The sequence below is a fragment of the Nodosilinea sp. LEGE 06152 genome (assembly GCF_015207525.1).
Taxonomy (GTDB): domain Bacteria; phylum Cyanobacteriota; class Cyanobacteriia; order Phormidesmidales; family Phormidesmidaceae; genus Nodosilinea.
The window spans coordinates 96,995-108,270 of sequence record NZ_JADEWR010000021.1; the positions used below are offsets into that span (position 1 = coordinate 96,995).

The following is an 11,276-nucleotide window of genomic DNA, read 5'->3' on the forward strand; positions in this document are numbered from 1 at the left end:
AGCTATTAGCATGGAACACAAGCCCAATCTGCACGAGGGGAAAAACTTCTGAAAAATTCTGTTCTGAATTCAGGAATTCTTTCCCCAAGCAAGTGCTATCGCCGCCGCAGCCACATCAGTACTGCCAAGCCTAAGCCAATGACTGGCAGCACCAACAGAGCAAAGACCCCCAGACCAATCTGCTGCTGCACCGTGAGGGTAATGCGGCGGTTGGTGACCTCGCGGGGCCGAATGGAGAGCGTGGCATCGGTCTGCTGCCCTAGCCAACTAATGGCGTTGAGGAAGACATCGCCGTTGAGCTGTTGCTCAAACAGCCCGTCGGTTGCAAAGGTGGCGTTGCCAATCACGACCAGGCGTGACTCCGGCGGCGGTTCACCTTCGGCAGCGGCGGCTCCATCGACCGGGCGGCTGAGGGCTACACCTAAGGTATAGGGGCCAGAGGGCGGTGCATTTTCGTCGTACTGTAGCTCGCCTTCAGTGGAGAGAGCTTCGGCCCGGCTCTGGGGATTGCTCTGGAGTAGAGGCGTTGCCGTCACCCCTGGCACTTCTTCGACATTGACGGGGCGCACTAGGGGAAAGAACGATCGCCCGCCGCCAAAGTCGCGGGTGATGGGGTGGTCGCCGTAGTCGGTGACTAGCGGAGCGGCCGGGCCGAGGCCGACCAACTGGCCGCTACCGGAGGTGTCGAGCACAATGCGGTTGTCGAGGCTGACACCCCAGGGGTCGAGCAGGGTGTCGAGGCCGGGGCTGGTGCGCGGGTCGATCAGCAGCATGAGACTGCCGCCGCCGTTGAGGTAGGTTTGTAGCGCGTTAACCTCGGGCTCAAAGAACTCGGCGGCGGGGCCAGCTACCACCACCACGCTGGCGTCGTCGGGCACAGTACTGGTCTGGGAGAGATCGAGGGGCTGCACCACGGCGCTCTTGTCTTCTAGGGCTGTAGCAGCCTGCAGAAAGCCGGTGTCGCTGCCGTCAATGGCAAACTCCTGGTGACCCTGGGTGAAGTAGACGGTGAGGGGGCGATCGCTCACCACCTGATCCAGCGCGTTGGTCAGCGTGCGCTCCGACAGTCGCTCGCTAGGGCCAACATTCTGCAAAAAGCGGCGAGTCTCACCGCTTTCTACAAACACCATGCCCGTCTGGGTAGCGCCAAAATCCTGAGCCTGGCGGGGGTCGTTGTAGGGGTTGACGTAGTCGAAGGTAAACTGCGGCCCGGCCTGGCGATAGCTTTCGAGCAGCTGGCGATCTTGGGGGTTGGGCAGCGGGTCAAAGACGACGACGCGGGTGGGGTTTTCGAGCGATCGCACCACTTCCTGCGACTGGGGCGCGAGGGTAAACAGCTGGTTCTCGGTCAGGTCTACTCTACTGGCGTAGCGCACCGCCAGAAAATTGACTAGCGCCAAAATGGCCAGCACTGCCAGGGTAGACACCAGCGCATTCGCCCCGGCTTCGGTCGAGCGCTGCGCCCAGAACCGCCCCTGCCCCTGGTTGCCCAACACCAGACCCAGCAGCAAAAGACCAATACCACCCACCAGCAAACCCGCCGGTAGCAAAGTCCAGCCGGCCACAATGCCTGCAATCAAACCCGCCGTTACCAGGGCCAACCCCGGTAATGCCAGGTATTTCAGATACTTTTGGTAGGTCGCAAACGCTTTCATCGCCATAACCCGCTACTACTAACCTGCCTGCACGCTTAATGAATTGCTAGAGCTTTAAGACCGCTGGAAGCGAAGAGTTTCGATCGACTGAGCTGTTAGGTAAAGCCCCAGCCCAATAAATGAGAGAAACAGCACCAGACCGCCGGTATCAAAAATGCCTTCGGTGAAATCGGTGAAGTGCTTGAGTAGAGACAGATGGGCGATCGCGCTACCCACCACCCCCGGTAGCCCCTGGGCCACTGCATCGACAAGCCACAGCAGCAAAATTAGCGCAAAGGTCATAATCGCCGCCAGCACCGTGCTCTCGGTCAGCGACGAAATGAACATACCCAGCGCTAGCACGCTGGCTGCCATCAGCACCAGACCCAGGTGCGACAGTAAGAATACCCCTGACCCCGTAGGCGGTTCGGCGGCCCCCAGGGCGATCGATTGGCACACCATCAGCGGCAGCACCATCGCAATATAAAAGCTCACCACCGCCAGCAACTTGCCCAAAGCCACCGCCCAGTTGGTTACTGGCGAAGTGGCCAGCAGTTCCAGCGTGCCCTGCTTGCGCTCGTCGGCGTAAAGCCCCATCGACAGCATCGGCAGCACAAACATTGAGAGCGACCCCAGCAGCCCCACGTAGGCCTTGTTGAACTCGTAGGCTACATCAAAGGGGGGCGACGAGGGCATGCCCATCTGCACGGCCTGGTCGGCCATCGCTGCCTGGGCCAGAATGCCCTGCGGCCCTAGCAAAATCGCCACTAAGAAGAAGCCCCCCAGCAGCCAGAACACGGCGGCAATGATGTATGGCAGGGGTGAGGCGAAATAGCTTTGCAGCTCACGCTGGTAGATGGCGAGGATGTTTTTGAGGAGAAGGGTCATGGGTGGGGAGTGGAGAGTGGATGGGTGGGAGGGTAGGTGGGTGGATGGGTAATGGTCCCTGAGCGGAGTCGTTCGCGCTAGCGTCTCCCGTAGGGAGAAAGGGGGGTGAGGGAGGTGGGGAGGATGAGGGCGAAATCCAAAATCCAAAATCGCTAGGTCTCGGATTGTTCTGGCGTTGGTTCGACTGTAGGGAGTTCGGGGTCGGGTGTTTCGGGGGAAGCCGTTGCTCCCGTGGTGGGTTCGGTGGTGGTGAGGTTGAGGAAGACGTCTTCGAGGGTGGCCTGCTGGCGGCGGAGCTCGTGGAGTTCGAGGCCAGCGTTGACCAGAGCGGAGGATATCAGACCTCCCAAGGCGCGATCGGCTTCTGCGCTTACCCGCAGGCGGTGGTGGTGCTCGGGCAGGTGTTCAGGCCCAAGTTGAGTTACCTGGCGCACGGGGGTCAGTTCGCGCAGGAGGCGTTGGGCAGTGGTGACATCACCCCTAACTTCTAGCTCGTAGACCGCTTCACCGGAGAGGCGGGTGGTGAGGTTGTCGGGGGTGTCGGTGGCGACGACCTGGCCCCGGTTGATGATGGTGACGCGATCGCAGGTCATGCTCACCTCCGGCAAAATATGGGTGGAGAGAATGATGGTGTGGCTGCCCGCCAGCCCCTTGATCAGCTGCCGCACCTCGTTGATCTGGCGCGGATCCAGTCCTACCGTGGGTTCATCCAAAATAATTACCGGCGGATCGTGAATAATCGCCTGGGCAATGCCCACCCGCTGGCGATAACCCTTGGACAGCTTGCGAATCAGCACCTTGCGCTTGTCGAGCAGACCGCAGTGATCCATCGCGATATCGGCCCGCTTTTGGCGCAAGTCGGCGGGCACGCCCTTAATTTTGGCCACAAAGTTGAGAAAGCCCTGCACCGTCATGTCCGGGTACAGCGGCGGCGACTCGGGCAGGTAGCCGATGCGCTGGCGCACCGCCATTGAGTCGGTGTGGACGTCGTAGCCCGCCACGCGGGCGGTGCCTTCGGAGGCGGGCAGGTAGCCCGCCAAAATCCGCATGGTGGTGGTTTTACCCGCCCCGTTCGGCCCCAAGAAGCCTAAAATCTCCCCAGGCTGCGCCCCAAAGGTGATGTCTCGAATGGCCGTGGTAGACCCGTAGGCTTTACTCAGGTGCTCAACTTCAATCATGGGTGTAGAACCGCCAGCAAACCAGTGGATATTGTACTGCTGATTACAGTAGCGATTATTTCTCCCATTGCGTTTAAGTCGCCGAATCTAGTCCGCGGTTTACTTTCCATCAATAAATGAGTGAGGATAGAGATATTAGGGTGATTTCTGAAAAATTTCTGGCGTTGCTGAATCAAGAGATGAACCTTGACGGGACTGGCACATCGCCGAACTTGAGGTAGTGAAGTAACAAGCGAACAAAGTGAGCCAGCATTTCTACGGTCTTGGAGTAGCAGAGCGTTTTGCGGTGCAGACGGGCTAGATAGTGCCGTAATCGAGTGTTCTCTCCTTCAACCCGAGTCATATAGGTTTTGCTGACAATCTGATCGCCTGCTGGAATAAAGCTGGGATACACCGTCCATCCATCGGTGACATAGAAGTAACACTGCCAGCTGCCAACCAGGGTCCAAAGCGGTTGAAACGTCTCGGCACTATGGTCGCCTAAGACCCAACCCAAGATTCCTTTTTTGAAGTGGTCAACGGCTGTCCACAGCCAAATCTTGTTTTTTTGAGCCTACAAAGGTTTCCAACTCGTCGAGTTCGCCGACCTCTGGCGTCGTTTCAGGGGCGTAAGCATCGGGGAGGCGTTCGCCCACTTGCTTCACCCAAGTAATGACCGTCGTATGGTGCACCCCTTTGACTCGCTCTATCGCTCGAAACCCAGCGCCGTTAACGTACATCTTGAGGCATTCGCGTCTGACCTCATCCGAGTACCCTCGGTGAGGCTCATAGGCCTCAATAAACTGACGACCGCAGGCTACACAGATGTGGTTTTGTTTACCTTTCCGCTTGCCATTCTTACGGATGTGAGTGGCTCCACATTCTGGACATTGCATCGCAGATCACCCTAACTCATCTCTCAATTATGCAACGCCAAATTTCTTTCCCCAATAGTGAGCAACTCACCCATCCTCCCTTACCCATCTCCCCCCTTTCTCCCTAATGGAGACGCTAGCGCGTTGGCGAAGCCTGTCCACAGGACAAACGGCTCCGCTCAAGGACCATCAACCTACCCATCTACCCTCCCACTCACCTACCCATCTACTCTTCACCGTGGCGAACAAGACTTCCGATTCCTCAGTATCATCGCCCGACCCCAAACCTGGAGCAACCGACTCACTGTGGCAGCCCTCCTGGCTGCACTGGCTAATTTCGGCGTTGAGTGGAACCGTCGAAATCGAGAAGGAAACCGCGAGGCTGAAGCAAGAGAACGCGAAGCTCGCCGAGAAAGAGAAGAAACTCGAAGAGAGCAACAGGCGGCTCTTAGAGATAGACAAGAAGTACGCTACCGTCAAGCCCAAATCCGATATCAACTAGACCCCGGTGAGGCAAACCGACAAGAGCTGGAGTCGGTGTTGGCAGCGCTGGAGGAGTACGAGCAGACTTTAGACGAAGCTCTCAGTTCCTCACTTTAGGGCAAGGTTGAGGATCGCGGGTGGCTAGGGAGCAGTGATCGATCAGGCAGGGCTGATTGTAGGCATCCTCAGTCTCCAGTGGTGGCGGCGGCTGGCCAAAGATCATTTCGCAGCTAAAGTCTTCAAAGTTCGGCACCATGGTGAGCGGGATGCCGAAGTCTTCGGTAAAGAAGCGCTGGGTGGGTAGCTTGCACATGTTGACGCACATGCCGACACAGCGGCTTTCGTCTAGGTAGCGGCACTTTTTGATGTGAACGCCGCTGCGCTGCTGCCGTGTCTGTCCTTCCTCATCAACAAACTCGACGGTTTTGACCTCGCAGGGGCCAACCAGCCACTCAAACAGCTGCGTGGCAAACCAGGCGTTCAGCTCACATACCAGTCGAGTGGGCGAAAACAGGTTGCGAATCAACCACAGCACCTGGGTGGGTATCAGAGACTTGAGCACCACCGCCACCAGGGCCTGCTGCTGCTGGGCATTGCGCCCCTGCATGATTTGGCTAGACAAATCGACAAAGCCGTCGTAGCCGCTGTGGGCGGTGTCTTTGCCCACGGCCTTGGCCATCTTGCGGCTGAAGAGCCAGATAAACAGGCGATCGCCCAAACCATCCTTATAAACCGCTTTTTCTGAGCTGGGGCCAAGACCCGTGGCCGGGGGCGATGCCATAGCGAACCAGGAATAAGTACTTACCCCAGGGTAGTACTTACCCCGGTCGGGTGACAGTGCCCCGTTAAGGTGTGAACACCGAACTAACCCGCAGCGCTGCCCGCAAACTGCTGGGCATAAAACTGGGCGTAGCGGCTCTGGTTGGCCAGCAGTTCGCTATGGGTACCGGCTTCGATTACCTGGCCCTTTTCCATCACCAAAATGCGGTCGGCGTCGCGCACGGTGGCCAGGCGATGGGCAATGATGAAGACGGTGCGATCGCTCATTAACCGCTCTAGGGCCTCCTGCACCAGCGCCTCAGACTCGGCATCAAGGGCTGACGTGGCCTCATCCAAAATCAAGATGCGGGGGTTGAGCAGCACGGCCCGGGCGATCGCCACCCGCTGTCGCTGCCCTCCCGAGAGGTTCACGCCGCGCTCGCCCATCCAGGTGTAGTAGCCCTGGGAAAACTGGCTGATAAAGTCGTGGGCGTTGGCAATGCGGGCGGCCGCTTCGACCGCTTCAATGTCAAACTCTTTTTGGCCAAAGGCGATGTTTTGGGCGATCGTGCCTGAGAACAGCGTGGTTTCTTGAGGCACAATGCCGATCTGCCGCCGCAGGCTGCGCAGCGTCACCGTGGCCACATCCACATCGTCGATAAAAATTTGGCCCGACTGGGGGTCGTAGAAGCGGGGCAGCAGGTTTACCAGGGTCGATTTACCTGCCCCCGAGGAGCCCACCAGGGCAATTTTTTCGCCGGGTAGAGCGAGCAGATCTAGGTTTCGTAGCACCGGCTCGTCGGCCTCGTAGCCAAAGGTGACGTTGCGGTACTCGACTCGCCCCGTGACCTTGGGTAGCTCTATTGCGGTGGGCAGCTCGCGCACCGCTGGCTCCAGATCCAGCAGCTCAATGACGCGATCGACCGAGGCTTCACCCTGCTTAAACTCGCCGTAGTTAATAATGACGTGATTGACCGGGTCAATTAGCATTAGCGCAGCTACCACGTAGCTGCCAAAGGAAGCTCCGGTTAGGTTGCCTTCGGCGATCTGCCAGGTACCCACCAGCAAAATCAGCATCACCACCACGGCATAGGTAAAGCCCACTACCGGGTACTGCACGGCCTGCAACCAGGCGGCCTTGTATTTGGCCTGGCGGTTCTTCTCGGCCTCTAGGGTAAAGCGCTCAACTTCGTAATCTTCGGCGGCAAAGGCCCGCACCAGGCGAATACCGCTAAACACTTCGGTCACCAACGACGACAGGTCAGACACCAGATTCTGACTGCGCCGCGAGAACTTCAGCATTTGCTCGCCAAACCACCCCGCTAGTACGGCCAAAATGGGCACTAAAACAACCGCCGTCAGGGTGAGCTGCCAGTTAAGGTAGACCATGTAGCCCAGCACCACCACCAGCTGCAAGACGGAGGGCAGAAAGTCGTGGAACAGCTTTTGCACTACTTCACCGATGCGATCGATATCTTCAGTGAGCCTGTAGGAGAGATCGCCGGTTTGGCTGCGCTCAAAGTAGGTGAGGCTGAGCCGGTGAATGTGGGTGTAGACATCGCGGCGCAGATTAAAGGCTACCTCCAGGGCAGCTTTGGCCATCAGCGAATCTTGAATGTACTGACCGATCTTTTGAATCGCGAACCCGGCCATGGTAATGGCGATAAACCGGATAACCAGACGCACATTGCCGTCTGCCAGCTGAGTCAGAATGTTGCCTGACAGCCAGGCCAAGATTGGCCAGTAGGAGACAAAAATGATGGTGCCCAGCAGCGCCTGAAAGATGGTTGGCCACTCGCGCCGTACGTAGGGAGCAAGCGTCCAATAGTTGGAGCCTTGAGGGGGGCGCTTTGGGGTCAAGGGAAACCTTCGCGATCGCGATCACTGTTCAACCACGCTACCAGGTTTGGGCTCGATCTGCTTTGGCCCTGTGCCATTTTGTGCTTCCCGCTAAGTCCTCAGGTTGAGCTTGAAAGGCAAAGCACTACAATCGACCCGTAGCCCACGTTTGAGGAATGGATTGCGAATGCCCACGGTTATTGTCGCCACCGGAAACCCCGGCAAGCTCAAGGAGATGCAGGTGTACCTAGACGATCTAGGCTGGCAGCTTGAGCTCAAGCCCGATGAGATTGATATTGAGGAAACCGGCGCTACGTTTTTAGAGAATGCGCGACTGAAGGCGGCGGGGGTAGCCAGGGCGCTGAACCAGTGGGCGATCGCCGATGATTCTGGTCTGGAGGTGCACGCCCTCGGCGGTGCCCCCGGCATCTACTCAGCCCGTTACGCCGACAGCGACCAGGCCAGAATTGATCGCCTGCTGAGGGAGTTGGCAGCATCGGGCGAGCGCGATGCTCAAGGAGCCGCCCAAAGGAGCGAACGCAGCGCTCAATTTGTTTGTGCCCTGGCCGTGGCCAACCCTAGCGGCGACATCGTGCTCGAGACCGAGGGCATCTGCCCCGGCGAAATTTTGCTTGAGCCTCAGGGTACAGGGGGCTTTGGCTACGACCCAATCTTTTACCTGCCCGCTCTGGGTAAAAGCTTCGCTGAAATGTCGCCCGCCCAAAAAGACGCCCACAGCCACCGAGGCATTGCCTTCGCCCAGCTCATGCCCGACCTCAAAAAACTAGCCCTGGAGTGACTCAATGTTTGCTGAGTCATTCCAGGGCCAAAGATTGCGTTCTAACCTGCGATCGCCCTTTCGCGATCGCACTTCCGGGCCAAGCTTGAACCCTTTCAGACTAGATCGGTAGGCTAGGCCTCACGGTTGAGGAAATCTTGCAGTTGCCCCAGAGCAGCCCGACCAATGTTAAACACAGCCCAGCTTGCGGCTACAGCAATCGGCAGTAAAACAACAACGACTCGCCAGTCCATCGGGCATGCCCTCCTAAAACGTTTTACTTAAACAGTTGTCACAATTTTCTCATAATGTACACCACATGGGGCGATCGCAAGCACAGAGATTTAGCAGTTTCCCCCTGAGGTCAACCTCGCCTACCAAAGACAAACAGCTTGGCCCAATACCAAAAGAATCTGCCCAAACTCAGGCTCCATAGGCCCTAGAGCGATCCTAGCGCTTCAAGGGACAGCCTGGGTCAACCTGATTAGGTTTAATACTGCGCTGGCTTGGCGGCTAGGAGCACAAGCTGATGGGTCAAAAGTTAGTTCTGGGACATCGAGAGCAGGCATTGTCCTCACAATGCTAGTGCTTGCCGGGATTAAGTTAAAACCTGGCGGACGATTGACCATCGCATCCCATCGTACGCGTAAGCATAGAAGCAGTAAAGCCAGCCCAACTAGCGAAAAAGTGAGCATCCTCTCGTAGGTGCGCCAAGCCAGGCCAAACCTCTAGACGAAGGCCAATAGAGCAGGATAAACGATAGATCGAGGCCTATCTTGACACCTGAATTCACTATGTCAATATCACCAACGGTAGATATCGCTCTCACTCTTTGTACAGAGAGTATTTTGTTTTGTTAAGCCTAATATTGGAGCAGCAATAGCGTCTAGAACCGACTTGATACCGGTTTTTGGATGGATTGCTGCCCTGTGTGTTGGTTGTGTTTGTAGATGACTGACCAGTTGGTCAAATGGTTGGCCAACTGGTTGGCGGCAATAAGTATTGAATTACGTCTCTGCTCTGGCTTGCCGTAGTCACAGATCTTAGTCGACGAGCCCTGGAGATAGCTCAGTGGGCCAAGTCCGGCGAGATAGGGCTGTAGCGGCAGATGAGCACGTATACCGCTATCGCTGGGAGCCAATCTAGCCTGTGCGCCCTCGCCTTAGCAGTACGGCCTGGGTACAGCAGATTAGCGTAGCTGACTTTCTAGCATTGCGGCGATCGCACTGAAAAGCCCCCCTGCCCCAAGAATCGAGTTGCTCTTGGGGCAGGGGTGTCCTTTATTTACAGATGCTGTGGGCGATCGATATTGGCTTTAACAGGGCGCGATCGCACTACCCGTCTGGACGCTTAACGCTCGCCCCGTCAACTATTCGTCCGGGCTATAGCCTTTTCTCTTAATTCTCTAGCCACTATTTTTCAGCCTGTGCTTAACAGCGAAAATTTCTTTAGACAAAGAATAAAGCCGTACCCAATCTATATCTTTAGACCGCTAGAAACCTTTTAATTTAATTCGTCCAGAGTTATTAACTTGTGAAAATTTCGCTTACCAAGGAAGGCCGTGATTCTGTAGTTTGTTACTTAACCTGTCTTGGCTCTAAGGATACTCAAGCTTTTCCGGAGCGTTCTTCTAAAGCGTTTTCAGGCAAGTTTAGTGACCTGCGAGCTTAGCTGCCAAACGCTGAAACCTTTAATTTCAGGCTTTTCTTTGGCCTTCCAACGAAAAGGCACTGGGGTTTCAGGCCAGTTCCTCATGCCTACACGGCCTATTTAAGCTTTCTATAGACTCAGGTTATATCCGTCTATGCAGTAGGAAGCGCCTTTATCCGCTCTGTATTTTCGAGTAGAAGAGAGGAGAGTCCCATGACCATAAGTCCCCCTGAACCGGGACAAAAAGTCAGGGTCGTGGTTGATAAAGACCCGGTACCAGTCTCATTTGAGCGATGGGGCAAGCCGGGCCACTTCGACCGCACGTTGGCCAAGGGGCCCAAAACCACCACCTGGATTTGGAACCTTCACGCCGATGCCCACGACTTTGACAGTCACACCAGTGACCTAGAAGATATTTCCCGAAAAATCTTCAGTGCTCACTTTGGTCACTTAGCCGTCATCTTTATCTGGCTCAGTGGCATGTATTTCCACGGCGCTAAGTTTTCGAACTACGAAGCTTGGCTCACCAACCCCACGGGCATTAAGCCCAGCGCCCAGGTAGTCTGGCCGATCTTTGGTCAAGAGATCCTGAATGCTGATGTGGGCGGTGGTTTCCACGGTATTCAGATCACCTCCGGATTGTTCCAGTGGTGGCGGGCCAACGGCATTACCAACAGCTTCCAGCTCTACTGCACCGCCATTGGGGCGCTGGTGATGGCTGGCCTGATGCTGTTTGCCGGCTGGTTCCACTACCACAAGCGGGCACCCAAGCTGGAGTGGTTCCAAAACGTGGAATCGATGATGAACCACCACCTGGCTGGGCTGCTGGGTCTGGGCTGTTTGGGCTACGCCGGTCAGCAAATCCACGTATCGTTGCCCATCAACGCCTGCATGGATGCGATCGATGCCGGGCGGCCTTTGACCATCGGCGGTCGAGTGATCGATTCGGTGGGGGCCATACCATTGCCCCACGAATGGATCCTCAACAAGGCCTTGATGGCGGAAATGTATCCCAGCTTTGCTGAGGGACTGAAGCCCTTCTTTACCCTCAACTGGAACGTATACGCCGACTTTCTCACCTTCAAAGGCGGTCTGAACCCCGTCACTGGCGGCCTCTGGCTGTCGGATACGGCTCACCACCACCTGGCGCTAGCCGTCCTCTTCATCGTTGCGGGCCACATGTACCGCACCAACTGGGGCATTGGCCACAGCA

At 56.6% G+C, this 11,276-nt stretch carries 9 protein-coding genes and 1 pseudogene; 3 read left to right on the forward strand and 7 right to left on the reverse strand.

Going from position 1 to position 11,276, the window contains the following annotated elements; genetic code table 11:
- Positions 1-95: 95 nt before the first annotated feature.
- The 4 genes from IQ265_RS23145 to IQ265_RS23160 form a co-directional block, all read right to left on the reverse strand.
- Complete coding sequence (locus IQ265_RS23145; protein ID WP_228038354.1) at positions 96-1,655, reverse strand: Gldg family protein; 1,560 nt, start codon at positions 1,653-1,655, stop codon at positions 96-98.
- 54 nt (positions 1,656-1,709) lie between these two features.
- Positions 1,710-2,522 (reverse strand): ABC transporter permease, encoded by an 813-nt coding sequence (locus tag IQ265_RS23150; RefSeq protein ID WP_194057980.1) that lies wholly within the window; start codon positions 2,520-2,522, stop codon positions 1,710-1,712.
- A 152-nt stretch (positions 2,523-2,674) separates the two neighbouring features.
- On the reverse strand, positions 2,675-3,700 hold the full coding sequence (locus tag IQ265_RS23155) for an ABC transporter ATP-binding protein (RefSeq protein ID WP_228038355.1): 1,026 nt from the start codon (positions 3,698-3,700) through the stop codon (positions 2,675-2,677).
- Between the two features lie 172 nt (positions 3,701-3,872).
- A protein-coding gene (locus tag IQ265_RS23160) for an IS1 family transposase (protein ID WP_194057981.1) occupies positions 3,873-4,575 on the reverse strand; the annotation gives its coding sequence in 2 pieces (ribosomal slippage) (positions 3,873-4,242 and positions 4,241-4,575; 705 coding nt in all).
- 217 nt (positions 4,576-4,792) lie between these two features.
- On the opposite strand from IQ265_RS23160, the gene IQ265_RS23165 reads away from it, so the two are divergent.
- Positions 4,793-5,056 carry a hypothetical protein gene (locus IQ265_RS23165; RefSeq protein WP_194057982.1) on the forward strand — a complete coding sequence of 88 codons (264 nt, stop codon included), beginning with the start codon at positions 4,793-4,795 and terminating at the stop codon, positions 5,054-5,056.
- Positions 5,057-5,137: 81 nt separating this feature from the next.
- On the opposite strand, the gene IQ265_RS23170 is transcribed toward IQ265_RS23165, so the two are convergent.
- Together IQ265_RS23170 and IQ265_RS23175 are read right to left on the reverse strand one after the other, a co-directional pair.
- Positions 5,138-5,818: a DUF4033 domain-containing protein gene (locus tag IQ265_RS23170; protein WP_194057984.1), complete on the reverse strand. Its 681-nt coding sequence runs from the start codon at positions 5,816-5,818 to the stop codon at positions 5,138-5,140.
- 83 nt (positions 5,819-5,901) lie between these two features.
- Positions 5,902-7,656 carry an ABC transporter ATP-binding protein gene (locus tag IQ265_RS23175; RefSeq protein WP_194057986.1) on the reverse strand — a complete coding sequence of 585 codons (1,755 nt, stop codon included), beginning with the start codon at positions 7,654-7,656 and terminating at the stop codon, positions 5,902-5,904.
- Positions 7,657-7,822: 166 nt separating this feature from the next.
- On the opposite strand from IQ265_RS23175, the gene rdgB reads away from it, so the two are divergent.
- A complete protein-coding gene (rdgB, locus tag IQ265_RS23180; RefSeq protein WP_194057988.1) occupies positions 7,823-8,434 on the forward strand; it encodes an RdgB/HAM1 family non-canonical purine NTP pyrophosphatase in 612 nt (203 codons plus the stop codon).
- Between the two features lie 113 nt (positions 8,435-8,547).
- On the opposite strand, the gene IQ265_RS23185 is transcribed toward rdgB, so the two are convergent.
- Complete coding sequence (locus tag IQ265_RS23185; RefSeq protein WP_106871929.1) at positions 8,548-8,667, reverse strand: photosystem II protein Y; 120 nt, start codon at positions 8,665-8,667, stop codon at positions 8,548-8,550.
- 1,609 nt (positions 8,668-10,276) lie between these two features.
- Between IQ265_RS23185 and psaA the strand changes: the two are divergent.
- Positions 10,277-11,276: pseudogene (gene psaA / locus IQ265_RS23190) on the forward strand (photosystem I core protein PsaA); the annotation flags it as partial.